Here is an 18,165-nt window from a genome sequence, read left to right as displayed (position 1 = left end):
GCGGCGGCCATCCGGCTCGCCGATAGCGTGCGTGCCATGACGAACTCCGCAGCCGCCGCCCACTTCCGCGCGAAGCTCTCCTTCGAGACCGACCCGTCCGACGTCTTCGCCGACCAGCAGGCGGGCGCCGCGTTCGCCCTCGTCGACACCCGCTCGCAGGCCGCCTGGGATCAGGGTCATGCGGTCGGCGCGATCCACCTGCCCACGCGCGAGATCGCCGCGCGAGCTTCGGCCGAGATCCCGCACGGCACTCCGGTCGTCGTGTACTGCTGGAGCCCGGGCTGCAACGGCGGAGACAAGGCCGCGCTCGCGTTCGCGCAGCTCGGCTACGACGTGCGCCTCATGATCGGCGGCTTCGAGTACTGGACGCGCGAGGGCTATCCCGTTGAGAGCGCCGACGGCCCGGTCGTCCGCGCGGCCGATCCGCTCGTCGCGCCGGTCGCCGCGCCGTCCTGCGCCTGCTGACAGCGAGACGGCCCCGGCTGAGCCGGGGCCGTGCGGCCTCATGCGGCGAGCAGGAAGCCCTTGCGGTCGGTGGCGACGGCTGCGCCGTCCCGGATGCTCTCGTCGTCGCCGATGCGGGAGCCGGGCGCGACCCGCGCGCCCTCTCCCACGGTCGTGCGCACGCCGATGTGGGCGTTCGCGCCGATCATGGCGCCGGGGCCGATGTGCGCCCCGACCTCGATCGTCGCCTTCGGCCCGATGAGCGCGTTGGCGTCGATCCACGCGCCGCGCGCGACGCGCGCGCCCGCGGAGATCCGCGCCCCCGGTTCGACATAAGCGCCCGCTTCCACACGCGCGTCCGGATGGACCTTCGCTCCTGTGGCGATCAGTCCACGTCCGTTCACGTGCTTGCGATAGCGCAGCAGCTCGCCGTGGTCATTCTCGATGTCGACGTAGTTCTTTCCCACGATGCCCTTCTGCGGCCCCGGGCGAGGCCGGACATCTGCGACAACGCCGGCGTCCCGGCAGGTATTCCCCTGAATGGACGCTTTCGCTGCTGCTCGATGCACCCGGCTCGACGGGGGCATTCTGGTGTTGATCGGCGGAATCGGATGGTCAGATCGCCTCGCGGGGTCGGCCCGCGTAGGCTTGCGGCATGGCGCACGGGAAGGGATCGGCACCTCGCCGCGGCGGCGCCGCCCGCGGCGGTGCGCGCGGCCGGTCCACAGGCCGACGCGCTCCCGGGCGCACGACCCCCGCGCCGAAGACGACCCCCGCGCCGAAGACGGCGCCCTCCCCGGAGCCGGAGGCGCCCCGCACCTTCCGTCTCGGCGCCGTGCCTGGCGCGACTCCCGGTCGCTGGGTGGACCGCTGGAGCAGCCGCAGGCCCGAGGTCACCCTCGAGCTCGTGCCGCTCGAGGTCGCGGAGCAGCGCAGGGCGCTCGACGACGGGCGCGTCGACGCCGCGATCGCGCGACGCCCGATCGATGACGACGGCCTCCACGTCATCGCGCTGTACGACGAGGTGCCGGTCGTCGTGATGTCGAGCGAGTCCGACCTGACGGTCGTCGACGAGCTCGAGGCGTCCGACCTCGACGGCTCGGTGCTCATCGTGCCGGGCGACGATGTGCTCGGCCCGTTCGACCTCCCCGGCACGGTGCCGCCGCGCTTCGACACGATCGAGACGACCGCGGATGCGATCGCGACGGTCGCCACGGGCGTCGGCATCGCGATCGTGCCGATGTCCCTCGCCCGGCTGCACCACCGGCGCGACGTGACGTACCGGCCGCTCGTCGGCGGCCCGGTCTCGTCGGTCGTCTTCGCGTGGCGGCGCGACCGCGACTCCGCGGACATCCAGGACTTCGTCGGCATCATCCGAGGACGCACCACGAACTCCTCCCGCTGACCTGGTCATCCGCCCACGCTAACGAGCGCTCCGACCCCGATTCCGGGGGTTGACAGACCCCGGGTCAGGTGCGAGGTGCCGTGAGGAGGTCGATCTGCTCGTCGAGGTAGGGAGCCAGCGGGCGGAGGAAGCCCGCGGGCGACCAGCGCACGCTGAGCACGCCGTCCTGCCATGACAGCGGGCCATCCGCCCCGCCGTCGGCGACCGCGTCGACGTCGATCGCGGACCATCCGAGGTGGAGCGTCTCCCCCTCGGCGAACCCGCCGCGGAACGCCATCGCCCGCAGCTCCGCGCGCCGCCGCTGCGACTCGGCCGCGTAGCCGCGGCGCACCTCCTCGGCGGCGCGCAGGATCTCGCCCGTCGCGCGGAGCCCGTCGTCGGTCAGCAGGAGGACGCCGAGATGCCACCCCTCGCCGACCCGCACGATCCGCGGGCGCGCGCCGAGCGCTCCGCGCAGGCGCCCCGGCTCGCGCAGCTGCCCGAGACCCTCGCGGGGGATGCCGCGAAGACGGCCGCGCGCATCGGCGAGCAGCGAGCGGAGGTCGTCCACCCGCCCCACGATAGCCCGCTACGCGGCGGTCGGCCCGTCGCCGCCCGAGCGCGGGAGGATCGACAGCGGCGCGATCGGGGCCGGGCGCTCGCCGTGCAGCTCGCGGTGCAGGCGCTCCATCCGGTCGTCGAGCTCTGCGGCCGTGACGGCCGCGTCGCGCAGGCTGTCGATGAGCCGCGCCGGCACCTGCTTGTCGTACTTGTAGTAGATCTTGTGCTCGAGGCTCGCCCAGAAGTCCATCGCGATCGTGCGGAACTGCACCTCGACGGGAACCGACACCATGCCCGTCGACAGGAACACCGGCACCTCGACGATCGCGTGGAGGCTCTTGTAGCCGTTCGCCTTCGGGTGGGCGATGTAGTCCTTGACCTCGCGCACGCTTATGTCGTCCTGGCTCACGAGCAGCTCGAAGAGCCGGTACGCGTCGGTCACGAAGCTGCAGGTGACGCGGACGCCCGCGATGTCGAGGATGCTCGCGCGGATGGCCTCGATCGTCGGCTCGATGCCCTTGCGGTCGGCCTTCTCGGCGATGCTGTCCATCGACTTGAGGCGGCTCGAGACGTGCTCGATCGGGTTGTAGGCGTGCTGGTGCTCGAAGTCCTCGCGGAGGATGGAGAGCTTCGTCTCGATCTCGCGCATCCCGAAGCGGTACTCGTTGAGGAACCGCTGCATCTCATCGCGGAGCGAGCGAGCGTGCTCCAGCATGTCCTCGTCGACGGGAATCGAGCTCATGAGGCCCACGCTAGGGTCGTGCGCTATGGGATCCCTGTGAGATCCGCCTGGAGCACCCGGGCGCGGCGTTAGCCTGGGGCCATGGGCACTCTCTACTACGGCGCATCCGCGACGCCGATCTCCGTCGAAGACCGTGCTCTCGCTCACCTCAAGGTCGTGATCATCAGCAAGCTGCGCCGCGACGAGAGCTTCTCCGTCTCGTGGCGCCACCGCGAGGGCGAGCCCGAGGGCCGCAGCACCATCTGGGTGCACCCTGCGATCCCGCTGCGCTTCGAGTTCGAGGAGCCCGTCGCCCCCGAGCTCGACCGCCAGTGGCTCGAGGACCTCGCCGTCTCGGCCAACGCGCTCGGCGGCATCCAGCTCGTCGAGGAGCCGCCGACGCACGGCTGACGGGTCAGAGCGGGTCGCCGCCGGGCGCCTCGGCCGGCTCCGCCGGCTCGGGCATGATCGTGAGCCCCGACGGCCCGCTCGCCGCCTTCATGAGCTCGTCCAGCCACACGCGGTTGAGCCGCGGCGAGCGCCCGCCGGAGAACTGGAACTGCAGGGGCACCGCAGGGTGCAGCCAGAAGCTGCGACGCCCCGTGCCCTCGCCCAGGGACGCATCGAACATGAAGGGCTCGGAACGGCGGAGCTTGTTCATGACCACGATGCGCAGATGCGCAAGGGTACGGTCGTCCATTTCGACGGAGTCGCCGCCCAGTCCGTAGATGAATTTGCCCACGAAGTGACTCTAACCGGTACAGGCGTCGAAAATCACGGCTTCGTCACGCCGCGTCAGATCGCGTCGGCCGGTCCGGGCCTGTCCCGGTGCACCTCGCCGCGCCATCCGCCCGTCGCGGTGCCGCGTGACTCCATGAACTCCTTGAACCGCTCGAGGTCCCGCTGCGCCTGTGCGGAGTCGACGCCGATCGCCGCTCCGAACGACTCGAGCATCCCCTCCGGCTCCCACACCATGCGGAGCGTCACGCGCGTGCCGTTCTCGATGGGCGCGAAGTCGACCCGCCCGACGTGGAAGATCCCGTCGGTGCTCTGCCAGACGATGTGGTCGTCCGGCACCTGATCGACGATGTCGGCGTAGAAATCCTCGGTGAATCCGCCGATCGTCACCGACCAGCGCGAGCGCACCTCGTCGATCTGGCGGACGGATCTCACCGCGCCGAGGTACTCCGGGAAGGTCTCGATCTGGGTCCACTGGTTGTAGACCTCTTCGAGCGGCGCCTCCACGTCGATCTCTGCGCTCAGCGATGTGGCCATGGTGCCTCCTCCCGGCGGCTCCGTCCCCAGGTCGCCGCCCCCCTCCTCAGCCAGGCTAGGCAGGCCCTCCTGGCCGGGCACCCGGGTTGACGCCGCGGGCCTCGCGATGTATCGGCTGGGTGCGCGGCACCCACCCTGTCCTAGCCGGGCGCGTCGCGCGCCGTCAACCTCTCCCGCGCGGCGGAGAAGCGCCATAGGGTGACGGCATGGCAGCACAGGTCAAGGGCGCATCCGATGACGACGAGACCGTCGGGATGCGCGTCGTGTTCTGGTCCTGGTTCTCGATCGTCGCGGTCGGACTCGCGATCATGATCGTCCTTCCGCTGACCGGCCGCTGAGGAGGGGTCCATGCCGCGCTTCATCCGCGACAACGCGCTGTCGCTGTTCTTCCTCGCGATCTTCGTCGCGACCCTCGTCGGCCAGGCGTTCGTCGGCCACGCGAACAACAACGAGGAGCTCGTCCGCCACGGCCAGCCCGAGATCCCGCTCGGCGAGTTCGTCACGTCGTCGGCGTTCCTCGTCGACGTCGCCGAGAACTGGCAGAGCGAGTTCCTGCAGTTCTTCCTCTTCATCCTCGCGACCGTGTGGCTCATCCAGCGCGGCTCGCCCGAGTCCAAGCGCCCGGACGACGAGGGCCCCGGCTCCGACGAGGAGCAGCTCGTGGGAGAGCACGCTCGGGCCGACTCCCCCGCCTGGGCGAAGCTGCGCGACTGGCGCCAGAGGCTCTACGGCAACTCGATGCTCATCGTCATGGGCGCGATCTTCGTGCTCTCCTGGTTCGCGCAGTCGCTCGGCGGGCTCGTGGTCGCGAACGACGAGGCCGCGCAGCACGGCGAGCCCGCGATGACCTGGCTCGCGTACGTCGCGGGGCCGGAGTTCTGGAACCGGACGCTGCAGAACTGGCAGTCCGAGTTCCTCGCGGTCGGCTGCATGGTCGCCTTCTCGATCTACCTCCGCCAGCGCGGGTCCGCCGAGTCTAAGCCCGTCGGGGCGCCGCACGCGGAGTCGTCGATCGAGTCGGAGTGACGCCCTCCTCGGCCGTGCGCGCGCGGTCTGAGAGGATGGCCGGATGACCGCGACCCTCGTGGCCGGCGGGATCGCCGGCGGATACGGCCACCGGACGCTCTTCTCGGGGGTGGACCTCACGGTGTCCCCCGGCGACGTGGTCGGGGTCGTCGGCGTGAACGGAGCGGGCAAGTCGACGCTGCTGCGCATCCTCGGCGGTGTGCTCGAGCCGCAGGCCGGCACGGTGTCGCTCTCTCCCGCCGACGCGTTCGTCGGCTACCTGCCGCAGGAGCACGAGCGCGTCGAGGGCGAGAGCGTCGCGGCGTACCTCGCGCGGCGCACGGGGTGCCAGGCGGCGAGCGTGGAGCTCGAGGCCGCGGCGGCGGCGCTCGCCGACCCGGCCGCCCATCCCGCGGGCGTCGACCCCGCAGACGCGTACGCATCGGCGCTCGATCGCTGGCTCGCGAGCGGAGCGGCCGACCTCGACGAGCGCATCCCCGCGGTCCTCGCCGATCTCGGTCTCGAGCTGGACGGCGAGGCGGCGGGCCGCACCCCGATGACCTCCCTCTCCGGCGGTCAGGCCGCACGGGTGGGTCTCGCGGCGCTCCTCCTCTCGCGCTTCGACCTCGTGCTGCTCGACGAGCCGACGAACGATCTCGATCTCGACGGCCTCGCGCGTCTCGAGGCGTTCGTGAAGGGGGTCCGCGGGGGCGTCGTGCTCGTGAGCCACGACCGCGAGTTCCTCTCGCGCTGCGTCACGCGCGTGCTCGAGCTCGACCTCGCGCAGTCGTCGAACCGCGTGTTCGGCGGCGGGTACGACGCGTACCTCGAGGAGCGCGAGGTCGCGCGCCGTCACGCCCGCGAGGCGTACGACGAGTTCGCGGAGAAGAAGGCCGACCTCGTCGCCCGCGCGCGCGTGCAGCGGGAGTGGTCGAGCCAGGGCGTTCGGAACGCGCTCCGGAAGGCACCCGACAGCGACAAGCTGCGTCGCAGGGCGTCGACGGAGTCGTCGGAGAAGCAGGCGCAGAAGGTGCGCCAGATGGAGAGCCGGATCGCGCGACTCGAGGAGGTCGAGGAGCCGCGCAAGGAATGGCAGCTGCAGTTCACGATCGGCGCCGCGCCGCGCTCGAGCACGGTCGTCTCGACGCTGACCGGGGCCGTGTTCCGGCGCGGCGACTTCGCCCTCGGTCCCGTGTCGCTGCAGGTCGACGCGGGCGACCGCATCGGCATCACCGGGCCGAACGGCGCGGGCAAGTCGACGCTCCTCGCCGCGCTGCTCGGGAGGATCGCTCCCGACGAGGGATCGGCGAGCCTCGGCGCGAGCGTGCGGATCGGCGAGATCGACCAGGCGCGCTCGCTCCTGGCCGGGGCGACGCCGCTCGCTCGGCGCTTCGAGGAGATCGTCCCCGTGCTCACCCCGGCCGAGGTGCGCACCCTGCTGGCCAAGTTCGGTCTGCGCGCCGACCACGTGTCCCGGCCCGTCGGAGATCTGTCGCCCGGAGAGCGCACCCGTGCGGGCCTCGCGGTGCTCCAGGCGGTCGGCGTGAACCTCCTCGTCCTCGACGAGCCGACGAACCACCTCGACCTGCCCGCGATCGAGCAGCTCGAGCAGGCGCTGGACGGCTACGAGGGCACCCTGCTCCTCGTCACGCACGATCGCCGGATGCTCGAGAACGTGCGCACCGAGCGGCGCTGGCACGTCGAGGCCGGCGTCGTCACCGAGCGGTGACCCCGCGGAGACGGCGACGGGCGCCGGAGGCTCTCACACAGCCGTCCGGCGCCCGCGCCCCTCACGCTCTCAGGACACGAGCTCCTTGAGGCGCGTCGCGAGCTCCTCGCTCGTGTGCACCTCCTGCTCCCGGTTCTCCTCGAGCAGCTTGAGCGCATCGGATGCCCCGAGCGCGGTCACGGGGATGATGAGCGACTGGTAGGCGGCCATCTCGTAGTGCTCGTTGCCGAGCGCGGCCGAGAGGGTCACCTGGTCGCGCAGCGGCTTCGCGGTCTTCGCGATGAGCGACTCGGCCTGCTTGCTGATGCCCTTCGTGCTGGGGGACGCGGCGGTCGACTCGGGCACCTCGAGCAGCTGGAAGACCTTCTTCAGGTTCTCGATCTGCTGCTTCGTCTCATCGGCGTGATGCCGGAACAGCTTCTTCACATCGGGCGACGCCGCCGCCTCCGCGAGCTCGCCGAGTGCCGCGAGCGAGTCGTCCTCCATCGTCAGCGCGGTGCGCAGCTGCAGCCGCAGCAGGTCCTCGGGGGTCTCGAGGTTGACCTGGCTCATGCGTCCTCCTTCTGTCGACGGCCGGCCTGTGCCGACTGCCTTCGACGCTAGGGGCGGTCGTCTCTCCCGCCCAGCCGCTTGCCAGCGCACCGCGCGCCCTGCTAATGCGCGCGGTGCGCGGTCAACGCCATGGAAGCGCTTCTGTCAAGCCGGTTCCCCGCGCCCCGGCCCGCTCCTAGCCTCGGCACCGTCCGGGTGCCGCAGCACCCGAGGAGGAAGTGGCCCCGACCGGGCCGATCGCGAAGGAGCCGCATCATGCGCACACGAAGGCACTCCCATCCGCTTCTCGTCACGACCGCCGTGGGCGCGGCGGCGCTCGTGACGCTCGCGGGATGCGCCGTCGGCACGGGCGGCCAGAGCGGCGCCGACGACGCCGAGTACTCCTCCGACGCGACCCTCGACGGCGAGCTCTCGGTCATGGGCTTCTCGGGCGTCGACGAGGTCGCGACCTCGCGCATGGACTTCGCCGAGCAGCAGCTCGGGGACGGCGTCGAGGTGAAGCTCACGGAGGGCGAGCTCGACCTGCAGCAGTTCCTGTCGGCCGCCGCGACGGGGTCCCCGCCCGACCTCATCTACGCGAACCGCGACCAGATCGGCTCGCTCGCCGCACGCGGCGCCATCCTCCCCCTCGGCAGCTGCTTCGAGGGCGAGGGCATCGACGCCGACGCGTTCGTCGGGCCCGCGCTCGAGCAGGTGACGCTGGGCGGCGAGGTCTACGGCGTGCCCGAGTTCAACACCGTGCAGATCACGATGGCGAACGCCGACCTCCTGGAGGAGGCGGGGCTGTCGGTCGACGACGTGAACGGCTCGGACTGGGAGGCCATGTCCGCCGCCAACGAGGCGCTCATGCAGCGCGACGGCTCGCTCTCGGTGATCGGCGTCGACAGCAAGCTGCCCGAGTTCTTCCCGCTGTGGGCGCGTGCCAACGGCGTCGAGCTGCTCAGCGAGGATGGCCGCGAGGCGAACCTCGACGATCCCGCGGCGATCGAGGCGCTCGAGTGGGCCGTCGGCATCTACGACGCGCAGGGCGGCTTCGGCGACGTCAAGGCGCTGCGCGACTCCGCCGACTTCTTCGGCGAGGGCAACCAGTTCGCGACGGGCGTCCTCGGCGCGATGCCGATGGAGCAGTGGTACGTCAACGTGCTCAACGACGTCTCCCCGGACGCGCCGATGGTCTTCGACACGGTCCGCGACCACGAGGGCGAGCCGATCGCCTACGCGTCCGGCTCGGCCTGGGCGATCCCCTCCGGCGCTGAGAACCCCGAGGCCGCGTGCCGCTGGGCGCGCGCCATGACGTCGGTCGACGCCTGGATCGCGGCTGCCGAGGCTCGCCTCGACCTCCGCGAGGAGGAGGGCAAGCCGTTCACGGGCATCCTCACCGGCAACGCCGAGGCCGACGAGCAGATCCGCGAGATGGTGACCTCGGGCGGGGAGCCGTGGGACAGCGCGGTCGAGGCCGTCTACGAGGCCAACGAGCACACCTTCACCCTGCCGGCGAACCCCGCCGACGCGGAGTTCGAGGCCGCGCTCAACGACGCGATCAACGACGTGCTGTCGGGCGACGCAGAGGCGGCCGATGCGCTCACCCGCGCCCAGGAGACCGCCCAGGAGGCGCTCGACGAGGCCTGGGCCAAGGTCGAGGAGGGGTCGTGAGGGCGCGCGAGACGCGCGCGGCTCTGCTCTTCCTCAGTCCCTGGATCATCGGCTTCGCCGTCTTCACCGCCTGGCCCATCCTCTACAGCGCCTACCTGTCGCTGACGGACTACGACGTCATCAACGATCCGTCGTTCGTCGGGTTCGACAACTACGCCGAGCTGTTCTCGGACCCGAAGGTCTCCCTCGCGCTCGGCAACACGCTGTTCTTCACGGCCGTCCAGGTGCCGGCCTACGTGATCGTGTCGCTCGTGCTCGCCGTCCTGCTGCAGCGCGCGGGGCGGGCATCCGGCTTCTTCCGCACGGTCTTCTTCCTCCCGAAGATGACCCCGCCGGTCGCCGTGGGCATCCTGTTCCTCCTGCTCTTCAACGGGCAGAGCGGGCTGTTCAACTCCGCGCTCGGCGCCGTCGGCATCGACGGGCCGTCGTGGACGACGGACGGCTCGTGGGTGAAGCCGGGCCTCGTCATCATGAGCCTGTGGACCGTCGGCTCGTCGGTGCTCATCCTGCTCGCGGCGCTGCGCGGCGTCCCCGAGGAGCTCTACGAGTCGGCGCGGCTCGACGGGGCGGGCGCGTGGCGCAGGCTCACGAGCGTGACCCTGCCGATGATCAGCCCCGCGCTGTTCTTCGTCGTCGTCGTGAACACGATCGCGGGGCTGCAGACCTTCGACGAGGCGTACACAGCGTTCTTCGGCGCGGGCAACACGACCTACGCCAACGATGCCGCGCTGTTCTACGTCATCTACCTGTTCCAGCAGGCGTTCGAGTTCCTCCACATGGGATACGCGTCGGCGCTCGCGTGGCTGCTGTTCCTCATCGTCATGGTGGTGACGGCCGTCCAGGTGATCGTCTCGCGCCGCCTCGTGTACTACGAGGGAGGTGCGCGATGACCGCCGGGCTCGAGGCGCCAGCGCCCGCGGTCGCGCGCGCCGAGGCGTCCCCGACGACCGCGGCCGAGCGGGGCCGGCGTCCCGTGCCGCTGCGCCGCCGCGTCGGGCGCTGGGTGACCTGGATCGCGCTCGTCGCGGCCGGGATCGTGTTCGCCTACCCCTTCGCGTGGCTCGTGAGCGCGTCGTTCAAGCCGCGCGGCGAGGTGTTCGACAACCGGCTCATCCCCCGGACCTTCACGTGGGACAACTACGTGCAGGTCTGGCAGGAGGCGCCGGTCGCGCTGTGGCTGCTCAACACCGCGGTCGTCACGGTGCTCGCAGCGACGGCGGTGACGCTCTCGAGCGCGATGGTCGCGTGGGGCTTCGCGTACTACCGCTTCCGCGGCCGCGGCGTGCTGTTCGCACTCGTCCTCGGCTCGATGATGCTCCCCGGGGCGGTGACGATGATCCCGACGTTCCTCATCTGGAACGCGCTCGGGCAGGTCGGCACGCTCACCCCGATGTGGGCGCACAACCTGTTCGGCAGCGCGTTCTACATCTTCCTCCTGCGCCAGTTCATGCTGTCGCTCCCGCGCGATCTCTTCGACGCCGCTCGCGTCGACGGGGCGAACGCGTGGCAGCTGTTCTGGCGCATCGCGATGCCGCTGTCGCGCCCCGCCATCGCGGTCACGCTGGTCTTCGAGGTGCAGGCGGTGTGGACCGACCTCATGCGCGCCCTCATCTACCTCCGCGACTCAACGACCTTCACCATCCCGCGCGGTCTCAAGGCGCTCGTCGACGCCTTCGGCTTCGGCGGCGAGTGGCACTGGGAGATCCTCGTCACGGCGAGCGTCATCACGACGGTGCCGATGATCATCCTCTTCTTCCTCGCCCAGCGGCACATCGTGGAGGGCGTCGTCGCCGGCGGCGTGAAGGGGTGACGCGCGGAGGCGCCCGGCGGCCTCGGCCGCCGGGCGCCTCCTCAGGCGAGCGCTGCCGTCAGGCTGCGGCGCCCGCCTCGCTGCGGATGAACTGGACGTCCTCATCGCTGAGCTTCGTCCCGTCCTCGACCAGCACGCCCGATGCGTTCGAGACCTCCTGCCGGACGGTGCCGACCAGCGGCGCCGCCGGGTACTCCAGGAGGAACTCCTTCGCCTCGGCCGCGAGGTGCGACCACCACTCCCGGATGGGAGGCAGTTCGTCGGCCATGACAGCTCCTTCCGTCGGTGCTCGAACGGTAGATCCGCGGGGCCGCGGGCTTCCATCCGATTGACAGGGCTTCCCCGACGGTGCTAGCCGCGTCGGGCGAACGCCTCCAGGCGCGCGGCGGCGAACGGCGTCGCGGCCTCGCGCGCGATCGCCTCGCGCTCCGCGGCGAGCGCGTCGGCATACGAGCCCTCGAGATCGAGGAGCTCCTTCGTCGCGGACGGCGCGGTCGGACCCGCGCTCCGGATGGCCGAGAGCACGTCGGCGACGGATGCGTCGAGCTCCTCGGTGGTCGCCACCCGCGTGAGGAGCCCCCACTCGAGCGCCGTCGCGGCGTCGATCCGGCGGCCGGTGAGGAGGAGGTCGCGCGCACGCCGCTCCCCGATGGCGCGTGACAGCAGAGCGGTCGCGCCGCAGTCGGGCACGAGGCCGATCGCGCCGTACGCCGGCGTGAACGTGGCCGTGTCGACCGCGACCGCGATGTCGGCGGCGAGCACGATGCCGATCCCGGCGCCCGCGACGATGCCGTTCACGCGCGCGACCACGGGCTGCCGCACCGCCCGCAGCGCCGCCATCGCGCGGTTGGCCGCCCCGACGAGGTCGAGCATGTAGGCGGAGCGGTCGTCGGCCGCGGCCATCGCCTGCACGTCTCCGCCGGCCGTGAACGCGCGGCCCGTGCCGGTGACCACGACGACCTCGGCGTCGGAGGCTGCGGCGCGCTGCGCGGCGTCCGCGAGCGCCTCGGCGATCCCGATGTCGAGCACGTTCAGCCGCTCCGGCCGGTTCAGCGTGATCGTCGCGACGGCATCGGCGACCTCGAGCAGCACGGCGTCCATCGGCTTCCTCCCTCCCGCGTCCTCGGCGACGCGGCCCCGGCCATCCTGCCACGGCCATCCGGCCCGCTCTTCCCGCCCGCGCGCTTCGCCGGTAGCGTCGAGCCAGGCAGACGACGGCGCGGCAGGCGCTCGGACGAGACAGAGCGGGGTGGGGCGATGGAGCTCGCTGGCGCATCGGCGGTGGTGACGGGAGGCGCGTCGGGGCTCGGTCTCGCGACCGCGCGGCGTCTCGCGCAGGCGGGGGCGCACGTCGTCGTCGTCGACCTTCCTGGCGCTCCCGGAGAGGCGGCGGCAGCGGAGATCGGCGGCACGTCCGCGCCGGCCGATGTCGTCGACGCCGCCCAGGTGGACGCCGCCCTCGACGCCGCCGAGGCCCGCGGCCCCCTGCGCGCGCTCGTGCACTGCGCCGGGCGCATCACGCCCGTCCGGCTGGTCGAGCGCGACGGCTCGCCCGGATCGCTCGAGGCGTTCGAGCAGGTCGTGCGCGTGAACCTCGTGGGCACGTTCAACGTGCTCCGCCTCGCGGCCGCGCGGATGGCCCGCAACGAGCCGCAGGACGGCGAGCGCGGCGTGTGCGTGCTCACGGCGTCGGTCGCGGCGTTCGAGGGGCAGATCGGCCAGATCCCCTACACGGCGTCGAAGGCGGGCGTCGCCGGCATGACGCTCGTCGCCGCGCGCGATCTCGCGTCGAAGCTCATCCGCGTCGCGACCATCGCCCCCGGTACATTCGACACGCCCATGCTCGCGTCGCTGCCCGACGAGGTGCGCGCGTCGCTCGCCGCCGCCGTGCCGCACCCGGCGCGCCTCGGGCGCCCCGAGGAGTTCGCGGCGCTCGCGGCGCACATCGTCGAGAACGCCATGATCAACGGCGAGACGATCCGCCTCGACGGCGCGATCCGCATGCCTCCGCGGTGATCGCGGCCCCCGCGCCCGGTCGCCCCGCGCCGTGGCACCCTGGAGACATCCGCTTCACGACCACGGAGGCCTGCCGATGACCGTCATCCACCCCGTCCGCACGTACCGCAGCGAGGAGCCGCTCCCCCGCGAGCAGCAGCTGGCCTGGCGGATCGCCGAGGTCGCCGCGGACCCCGTGGAGGTCGAGGACGACGTCGTCGACATGGTGATCAACCGCGTGATCGACAACGCCGCGGTCGCTGCCGCATCGCTCACGCGCGGCCCCGTCGTCGCGGCCCGCGCCCAGGCGCTCGACCACCCGGTCTCGCGCGGCGGAGCGGGCGCGACCGTGTTCGGCTGCGCGCTCGACGAGCACACGAGCCCCGAGTGGGCGGCGTGGGCGAACGGCGTCGCGGTGCGCGAGCTCGACTACCACGACACGTTCCTCGCGGCCGAGTACTCGCACCCCGGCGACAACATCCCGCCGCTCGTCGCGGTCGCCCAGCATGTCGGCGCGGACGGCCGCGCTCTCGTCCGCGGGATCGCGACCGGCTACGAGATCCAGATGGACCTCGTGCGCGCGATCAGCCTCCACAAGCACAAGATCGACCACGTCGCGCACCTCGGGCCGTCGGCCGCCGCGGGCATCGGGACGCTGCTCGGCCTCGCGCCCGAGGTCGTCTTCCAGGCCGTGTCGCAGGCGCTCCACACGACGACCGCCACGCGGCAGTCCCGCAAGGGCGAGATCTCGACGTGGAAGGCGCACGCGCCCGCCTTCGCCGGGAAGATGGCCGTCGAGGCGGTCGACCGCGCCATGCGCGGGCAGACCTCGCCCTCCCCCATCTACGAGGGCGAGGACGGCGTGATCGCATGGCTCCTCGACGGACCAGAGGGCCGCTACGAGGTGCCCCTGCCCGCTCCCGGAGAGCCGAAGCGCGCCATCCTCGACTCGTACACGAAGGAGCACTCGGCCGAGTACCAGGCGCAGGCGTGGATCGACCTCGCGCGACGCCTCGGCTCTGCGCGCCCCGAGCTGCGCGATCCCGAGAACATCCGCTCGATCGTGCTGCACACGTCGCACCACACGCACGTCGTCATCGGCTCGGGCTCGGGCGACCCGCAGAAGTACGACCCGACGGCGTCGCGCGAGACGCTCGACCACTCGATCCCGTACATCTTCGCCGTCGCGCTGCAGGACGGCGGGTGGCACCACGTCGACTCGTATGCGCCCGAGCGGGCCGCGCGCGGCGACACCGTCGCGCTCTGGCGCAAGATCACCACGACCGAGGACCCGGAGTGGACCCGCCGCTACCACTCCGAGGATCCCGACGAGAAGGCGTTCGGCGGGCGGGTCGAGATCGTCCTCGCGGACGGCACGACCGTCGTCGACGAGATCGCGGTCGCCGACGCGCACCCGCTCGGAGCACGCCCGTTCGCGCGTGCGGACTACGTGCGCAAGTTCCGCACGCTCGCCGAGCCCGTGCTCGACGACCTCGAGATCGAGCGGTTCCTCGACCTCGCGCAGCGCCTGCCCGAGCTCACCCCCGCCGAGGTCGCCCAGCTCACGATCGTCGCGCGCGCGGGCGTGCTCGAGGCCGTCGCCCTGCCGAAGGGACTCTTCTGATGCTGTACGCGCAGACGCCGGCGCACGAGAAGCGCCGCCTGCTCCGCGAGCGGCTCGCGTCGGGCGAGCTGCTCCGCTTCCCCGGCGCCTTCAACCCGCTCTCCGGGCGTCTCATCGAGCGCAAGGGGTTCGACGGCGTGTACATCTCGGGCGCCGTGCTGTCGGCCGATCTCGGGCTGCCCGACATCGGGCTCACGACGCTGACCGAGGTCGCGCAGCGCGCGGGTCAGATCGCGCGGATGACCGAGCTGCCCGCGATCGTCGACGCCGACACGGGCTTCGGCGAGCCGATGAACGTCGCGCGCACCGTCCAGACCCTCGAGGACGCGGGCGTCGCGGGCCTCCACATCGAGGACCAGGTGAACCCCAAGCGGTGCGGCCACCTCGACGGCAAGGAGGTCGTCGACCTCTCGACCGCGACCCAGCGCATCCGCGCCGCCGCCGACGCCCGCCGCGACGGGAACCTCCTCATCATGGCGCGCACCGACATCCGCGCGATCGCCGGCCTCGACGCCGCGATCGACCGTGCGAAGGCCCTCGTCGACGCGGGTGCGGACGCGATCTTCCCCGAGGCGATGAAGGACCTCCGCGAGTTCGAGGCGGTCGCGTCGGCCCTCGACGTGCCGGTGCTCGCGAACATGACCGAGTTCGGAAAGAGCGACCTGTTCACCGTCGACCAGCTGCGCGACGCGGGCGTGCGGATGGTCATCTGGCCCGTCTCGCTGCTGCGGATGGCCATGGGCGCGGCCGAGCGCGCCCTCGACACCCTGAACGCGGACGGCAGCCTCAACGCCCAGGTCGGCGCGATGCAGCACCGCGCCGACCTCTACGAGCTCATCGACTACTCCGGATACAGCCGGTTCGACGCCGGCGTCTACGACTTCACGATCGAGAAGTGACAGGAGCGCGAACATGACGGACATCAAGAAGGGGCTCGTGGGCGTCGTCGTCGACGAGACGGCCGTGTCGAAGGTCGACCCCGAGACGAACAGCCTGCTCTACCGCGGCTACCCCGTGCAGGAGCTCGCCGCGACGCAGCCGTTCGAGGCGGTCGCCCACCTGCTGTGGCACGGCGAGCTGCCGACCGACGACGAGCTCGCGACCCTGCGGGCCGAGGAGCGGCGCCATCGCGCGCTCGCGCCCGAGGTCAAGGCCGTCATCGACCTCGTCCCGACGGCCGCGCACCCCATGGACGAGGTCCGCACCGCGGTGAGCGCCCTGGGCGCCGCCGAGCTCGGCGGCCTGAGCGCCGTGGCCTCGGGCGGCACGGCCGAGCAGAACCTCGACCGCAGCCTGCGCCTCTTCGCGGCCCTCCCCGCGATCGTCGCGTACGGCCAGCGCCGCCGCCGCGGGCTCGAGGCCATCCCTCCGCGCGACGACCTCGACTACGCGGCGAACCTCCTCTGGATGACCTTCGGCGAGGAGCCGCACCCGGTCGTCGTCGACGCGTTCAACCGCTCGATGATCCTGTACGCCGAGCACTCCTTCAACGCCTCGACGTTCACCGCGCGGGTCGTGACGTCGACGCTCAGCGACCTGTACTCCGCGGTCACGGCGGCCATCGGCGCGCTCAAGGGCCCGCTGCACGGCGGCGCGAACGAGGCCGTGCTCGACATCTTCGACGAGATCGGCGAGGCGTCGAACGTCGTGCCATGGCTCGACGACGCGCTCGCGCAGAAGCGCAAGATCATGGGCTTCGGGCACCGCGTGTACAAGCGCGGCGACTCGCGCGTTCCGACCATGCGCGCCGCGCTCGAGTCGCTCGTCGCGCACTACGACCGGCCCGAGGTGCTCGAGCTCTACACGGCGCTCGAGACCGAGTTCGTGAACCGCAAGGGCATCTACCCGAACCTCGACTATCCGTCGGGCCCGGCATACAGCCTCATCGGCTTCGACACGCTGACCTTCACGCCGCTCTTCGTCGCGGCGCGCGTGACGGGGTGGACCGCCCACATCATGGAGCAGGCCGCGTCGAACGCGCTCATCCGCCCGCTCTCGGCATACACCGGCCCCGCCCAGCGCCGGGTGCCCGGCTACGAGCCCGACGAGATCGACCGCGAGATCGCCGAGCGCGCGGAGGAGTCGGCCTGACACCGGCCGACTCCAGGACGAGGAGGTCCGGATGTCCGAGAGGGTCGCGATCGTATCGGGAGCGCGCACGCCCGTGGGGTCGTTCGCGGGAGCGTTCCGCGACACCGACGCGCATCTGCTCGGCGCCGCCGCGGTCGGCGAGGCGCTGCGCCGCGCCGCCGTCGACGGCGCGGAGGTCGGCGAGGTCGTGATGGGCTGCGTCGCGCAGTACGGAGCCGACGCCTACAACGCGCGCCGCGTCGCGCTCGCGGCCGGGCTCGCCCCGAGCGTGCCCGCCCTCACCGTGAACCGGCTGTGCGGCTCGGGCCTGCAGGCGATCTGGTCGGGCGCGCAGGAGCTCCTCTGGGGCGACGTCGACGTCGTCGTCGCGGGCGGCGACGAGAGCATGTCGCGCACTCCCTTCCTCGTCGACGACGCCCGCGGCAACGCGCGCTTCGGCGACCGCGCGCTGCGCGACGGGACCCTCGCGATCCTCACCGACCCGTTCAGCGGCCGCCACATGGGCACGACGGCCGAGACCGTCGCCGAGCGGTACGGCGTGTCCCGGGCCGAGCAGGACGCGTTCGCGCTCGAGAGCCAGCGGCGGGCCGCGAGCGACGCCGCGCGCGCGGCGTTCGCGGAGGAGATCGTGCCCGTGACGACGGCCGGGCGCACGCCGGTCGAGGTGTCGCAGGACGAGCATCCGCGCCCCGACACGACCCTCGAGGCGCTCTCGCGCCTGCGGCCCGCTTTCCAGGAGGGTGGCACGGTCACGGCCGGCAACGCCTCCGGGATCAACGACGGCGCGGCCGCGACCGTGCTCCTGCGCGCATCGGATGTCCGTGCGCGCGGTCTCGACGCGCTCGCGACGATCGAGGCGGTCGCGACCGCGGGCATCGAGCCCGGCCTCATGGGGTACGCGCCCGTCATCGCGCTGGCCCGCCTGTTCGAGCGGACGGGGCTGGCGCCGCAGGACGTCGACGTCTTCGAGGTGAACGAGGCGTTCGCCGCGCAGGCCGTCGCGGTCATACGCGACGCCGGCCTCGACCCCGCCCGGACGAACCCCTACGGCGGCGCGATCGCCCTGGGCCATCCCGTCGGCGCGACCGGAGCCATCCTCGCGGTGCGCGCGGCTCTCGATCTGCGCCGCCGCGACCTCGAGTTCGCGGTCGTCACGCTCTGCATCGGCGGCGGCCAGGCGATCGCCGCGCTGCTGCGCCGCTGGGACGGATGAGCGGCAAGCGCTTTCCTACGCGCGGCTCCGGCGTCGAGCAGCGCCTCATCTTGTGAAAACGCTAAAGAACGACATTTTCTTCACGGATTTTCTTCGCCCGCACCCCTT

The 18,165-nt window shown here is 72.0% G+C and carries 22 protein-coding genes; 14 read left to right on the top strand and 8 right to left on the bottom strand.

The window, feature by feature from the left end; all coding sequences use genetic code 11:
- Positions 1-36 precede the first annotated feature (36 nt).
- On the top strand, positions 37-465 hold the full coding sequence (locus M1D46_RS05855; RefSeq protein WP_456286918.1) for a rhodanese-like domain-containing protein: 429 nt from the start codon (positions 37-39) through the stop codon (positions 463-465).
- Between the two features lie 38 nt (positions 466-503).
- Here M1D46_RS05855 and M1D46_RS05850 read toward each other — a convergent pair whose 3' ends face one another.
- Positions 504-911 carry a transferase gene (locus tag M1D46_RS05850; protein WP_455968895.1) on the bottom strand — a complete coding sequence of 136 codons (408 nt, stop codon included), beginning with the start codon at positions 909-911 and terminating at the stop codon, positions 504-506.
- Between the two features lie 188 nt (positions 912-1,099).
- On the opposite strand from M1D46_RS05850, the gene M1D46_RS05845 reads away from it, so the two are divergent.
- The gene (locus M1D46_RS05845; protein WP_456286917.1) at positions 1,100-1,849 is read left to right on the top strand and encodes a LysR family substrate-binding domain-containing protein; all 750 of its coding nucleotides are present in this window, start codon (positions 1,100-1,102) and stop codon (positions 1,847-1,849) included.
- Positions 1,850-1,913: 64 nt separating this feature from the next.
- On the opposite strand, the gene M1D46_RS05840 is transcribed toward M1D46_RS05845, so the two are convergent.
- Both M1D46_RS05840 and M1D46_RS05835 read right to left on the bottom strand, forming a co-directional pair.
- The gene (locus tag M1D46_RS05840) at positions 1,914-2,399 is read right to left on the bottom strand and encodes a glutaminase (RefSeq protein WP_456286916.1); all 486 of its coding nucleotides are present in this window, start codon (positions 2,397-2,399) and stop codon (positions 1,914-1,916) included.
- 18 nt (positions 2,400-2,417) lie between these two features.
- A complete protein-coding gene (locus M1D46_RS05835) occupies positions 2,418-3,131 on the bottom strand; it encodes a GTP pyrophosphokinase (protein ID WP_271174739.1) in 714 nt (237 codons plus the stop codon).
- 81 nt (positions 3,132-3,212) lie between these two features.
- On the opposite strand from M1D46_RS05835, the gene M1D46_RS05830 reads away from it, so the two are divergent.
- Complete coding sequence (locus M1D46_RS05830; protein WP_271174738.1) at positions 3,213-3,521, top strand: DUF7882 family protein; 309 nt, start codon at positions 3,213-3,215, stop codon at positions 3,519-3,521.
- A 4-nt stretch (positions 3,522-3,525) separates the two neighbouring features.
- Here M1D46_RS05830 and M1D46_RS05825 read toward each other — a convergent pair whose 3' ends face one another.
- Positions 3,526-3,852, bottom strand: coding sequence for a DUF7882 family protein (locus M1D46_RS05825; RefSeq protein ID WP_271174737.1), 327 nt, complete (start codon positions 3,850-3,852; stop codon positions 3,526-3,528).
- 53 nt (positions 3,853-3,905) lie between these two features.
- Positions 3,906-4,385 carry an SRPBCC family protein gene (locus tag M1D46_RS05820; protein WP_324012402.1) on the bottom strand — a complete coding sequence of 160 codons (480 nt, stop codon included), beginning with the start codon at positions 4,383-4,385 and terminating at the stop codon, positions 3,906-3,908.
- 206 nt (positions 4,386-4,591) lie between these two features.
- Between M1D46_RS05820 and M1D46_RS05815 the strand changes: the two genes are divergently transcribed.
- From M1D46_RS05815 to M1D46_RS05805, 3 genes are read left to right on the top strand one after another with little or no spacing between them, the layout of a single operon-like run.
- Positions 4,592-4,723 (top strand): hypothetical protein, encoded by a 132-nt coding sequence (locus tag M1D46_RS05815; RefSeq protein WP_324012404.1) that lies wholly within the window; start codon positions 4,592-4,594, stop codon positions 4,721-4,723.
- Positions 4,724-4,733: 10 nt separating this feature from the next.
- A complete protein-coding gene (locus M1D46_RS05810; protein WP_324012406.1) occupies positions 4,734-5,411 on the top strand; it encodes a DUF6766 family protein in 678 nt (225 codons plus the stop codon).
- Between the two features lie 43 nt (positions 5,412-5,454).
- Positions 5,455-7,119, top strand: coding sequence for an ABC-F family ATP-binding cassette domain-containing protein (locus M1D46_RS05805; RefSeq protein ID WP_456286915.1), 1,665 nt, complete (start codon positions 5,455-5,457; stop codon positions 7,117-7,119).
- Positions 7,120-7,188: 69 nt separating this feature from the next.
- Here the strand turns inward: M1D46_RS05805 and M1D46_RS05800 are convergent, their stop codons facing one another.
- On the bottom strand, positions 7,189-7,671 hold the full coding sequence (locus M1D46_RS05800) for a YciE/YciF ferroxidase family protein (protein ID WP_271174732.1): 483 nt from the start codon (positions 7,669-7,671) through the stop codon (positions 7,189-7,191).
- Positions 7,672-7,926: 255 nt separating this feature from the next.
- On the opposite strand from M1D46_RS05800, the gene M1D46_RS05795 reads away from it, so the two are divergent.
- From M1D46_RS05795 to M1D46_RS05785, 3 genes are read left to right on the top strand one after another with little or no spacing between them, the layout of a single operon-like run.
- Entirely contained in the window at positions 7,927-9,324 is a 1,398-nt protein-coding gene (locus tag M1D46_RS05795) for an ABC transporter substrate-binding protein (RefSeq protein ID WP_456286914.1), read from the top strand.
- Positions 9,321-10,214, top strand: a complete 894-nt coding sequence (locus M1D46_RS05790) for a carbohydrate ABC transporter permease (protein WP_324012417.1) — start codon at positions 9,321-9,323, stop codon at positions 10,212-10,214. Before M1D46_RS05795 ends, M1D46_RS05790 begins: the two co-directional genes overlap by 4 nt.
- A complete protein-coding gene (locus M1D46_RS05785) occupies positions 10,211-11,134 on the top strand; it encodes a carbohydrate ABC transporter permease (RefSeq protein ID WP_456286913.1) in 924 nt (307 codons plus the stop codon). Before M1D46_RS05790 ends, M1D46_RS05785 begins: the two co-directional genes overlap by 4 nt.
- A gap of 58 nt (positions 11,135-11,192) precedes the next feature.
- Here M1D46_RS05785 and M1D46_RS05780 read toward each other — a convergent pair whose 3' ends face one another.
- Both M1D46_RS05780 and M1D46_RS05775 read right to left on the bottom strand, forming a co-directional pair.
- Positions 11,193-11,402: a hypothetical protein gene (locus tag M1D46_RS05780; RefSeq protein WP_271174728.1), complete on the bottom strand. Its 210-nt coding sequence runs from the start codon at positions 11,400-11,402 to the stop codon at positions 11,193-11,195.
- An 83-nt stretch (positions 11,403-11,485) separates the two neighbouring features.
- Positions 11,486-12,235 carry an enoyl-CoA hydratase/isomerase family protein gene (locus tag M1D46_RS05775; protein ID WP_456286912.1) on the bottom strand — a complete coding sequence of 250 codons (750 nt, stop codon included), beginning with the start codon at positions 12,233-12,235 and terminating at the stop codon, positions 11,486-11,488.
- Between the two features lie 156 nt (positions 12,236-12,391).
- Here M1D46_RS05775 and M1D46_RS05770 point away from each other — a divergent pair, with 156 nt between their 5' ends.
- The 5 genes from M1D46_RS05770 to M1D46_RS05750 all read left to right on the top strand — a co-directional run bounded on the left by M1D46_RS05770 (position 12,392) and on the right by M1D46_RS05750 (position 18,057).
- Entirely contained in the window at positions 12,392-13,150 is a 759-nt protein-coding gene (locus M1D46_RS05770) for an SDR family NAD(P)-dependent oxidoreductase (protein WP_456286911.1), read from the top strand.
- Positions 13,151-13,226: 76 nt separating this feature from the next.
- Positions 13,227-14,753, top strand: a complete 1,527-nt coding sequence (locus M1D46_RS05765; RefSeq protein ID WP_456286910.1) for an MmgE/PrpD family protein — start codon at positions 13,227-13,229, stop codon at positions 14,751-14,753.
- Positions 14,753-15,652 carry a methylisocitrate lyase gene (gene prpB / locus M1D46_RS05760; protein WP_456286909.1) on the top strand — a complete coding sequence of 300 codons (900 nt, stop codon included), beginning with the start codon at positions 14,753-14,755 and terminating at the stop codon, positions 15,650-15,652. Before M1D46_RS05765 ends, prpB begins: the two co-directional genes overlap by 1 nt.
- A gap of 13 nt (positions 15,653-15,665) precedes the next feature.
- Positions 15,666-16,844 (top strand): bifunctional 2-methylcitrate synthase/citrate synthase, encoded by a 1,179-nt coding sequence (locus M1D46_RS05755; protein WP_271173083.1) that lies wholly within the window; start codon positions 15,666-15,668, stop codon positions 16,842-16,844.
- Between the two features lie 31 nt (positions 16,845-16,875).
- Positions 16,876-18,057: a thiolase family protein gene (locus tag M1D46_RS05750; protein WP_456286908.1), complete on the top strand. Its 1,182-nt coding sequence runs from the start codon at positions 16,876-16,878 to the stop codon at positions 18,055-18,057.
- The last annotated feature ends 108 nt before the right edge of the window (positions 18,058-18,165 follow it).

The sequence above is a fragment of the Microbacterium sp. JZ70 genome (assembly GCF_053903225.1).
The sequence above is the reverse complement of the archived record's forward strand: the minus strand, read 5'-3'. Positions and strand labels throughout refer to the sequence as shown.

Excerpts from the sequence above, each read along its gene's own strand:
- M1D46_RS05855 (WP_456286918.1), top strand. The coding sequence starts at position 37 with ATGACGAACTCCGCAGCCGCCGCCCACTTCCGCGCGAAGCTCTCCTTC.
- M1D46_RS05845 (WP_456286917.1), top strand. The coding sequence starts at position 1,100 with ATGGCGCACGGGAAGGGATCGGCACCTCGCCGCGGCGGCGCCGCCCGC.
- M1D46_RS05835 (WP_271174739.1), bottom strand. The coding sequence starts at position 3,131 with ATGAGCTCGATTCCCGTCGACGAGGACATGCTGGAGCACGCTCGCTCG.
- M1D46_RS05830 (WP_271174738.1), top strand. The coding sequence starts at position 3,213 with ATGGGCACTCTCTACTACGGCGCATCCGCGACGCCGATCTCCGTCGAA.
- M1D46_RS05820 (WP_324012402.1), bottom strand. The coding sequence starts at position 4,385 with ATGGCCACATCGCTGAGCGCAGAGATCGACGTGGAGGCGCCGCTCGAA.
- M1D46_RS05815 (WP_324012404.1), top strand. The coding sequence starts at position 4,592 with ATGGCAGCACAGGTCAAGGGCGCATCCGATGACGACGAGACCGTCGGG.
- M1D46_RS05810 (WP_324012406.1), top strand. The coding sequence starts at position 4,734 with ATGCCGCGCTTCATCCGCGACAACGCGCTGTCGCTGTTCTTCCTCGCG.
- M1D46_RS05805 (WP_456286915.1), top strand. The coding sequence starts at position 5,455 with ATGACCGCGACCCTCGTGGCCGGCGGGATCGCCGGCGGATACGGCCAC.
- M1D46_RS05800 (WP_271174732.1), bottom strand. The coding sequence starts at position 7,671 with ATGAGCCAGGTCAACCTCGAGACCCCCGAGGACCTGCTGCGGCTGCAG.
- M1D46_RS05795 (WP_456286914.1), top strand. The coding sequence starts at position 7,927 with ATGCGCACACGAAGGCACTCCCATCCGCTTCTCGTCACGACCGCCGTG.
- M1D46_RS05785 (WP_456286913.1), top strand. The coding sequence starts at position 10,211 with ATGACCGCCGGGCTCGAGGCGCCAGCGCCCGCGGTCGCGCGCGCCGAG.
- M1D46_RS05780 (WP_271174728.1), bottom strand. The coding sequence starts at position 11,402 with ATGGCCGACGAACTGCCTCCCATCCGGGAGTGGTGGTCGCACCTCGCG.
- M1D46_RS05775 (WP_456286912.1), bottom strand. The coding sequence starts at position 12,235 with ATGGACGCCGTGCTGCTCGAGGTCGCCGATGCCGTCGCGACGATCACG.
- M1D46_RS05770 (WP_456286911.1), top strand. The coding sequence starts at position 12,392 with ATGGAGCTCGCTGGCGCATCGGCGGTGGTGACGGGAGGCGCGTCGGGG.
- M1D46_RS05765 (WP_456286910.1), top strand. The coding sequence starts at position 13,227 with ATGACCGTCATCCACCCCGTCCGCACGTACCGCAGCGAGGAGCCGCTC.
- prpB (WP_456286909.1), top strand. The coding sequence starts at position 14,753 with ATGCTGTACGCGCAGACGCCGGCGCACGAGAAGCGCCGCCTGCTCCGC.
- M1D46_RS05755 (WP_271173083.1), top strand. The coding sequence starts at position 15,666 with ATGACGGACATCAAGAAGGGGCTCGTGGGCGTCGTCGTCGACGAGACG.
- M1D46_RS05750 (WP_456286908.1), top strand. The coding sequence starts at position 16,876 with ATGTCCGAGAGGGTCGCGATCGTATCGGGAGCGCGCACGCCCGTGGGG.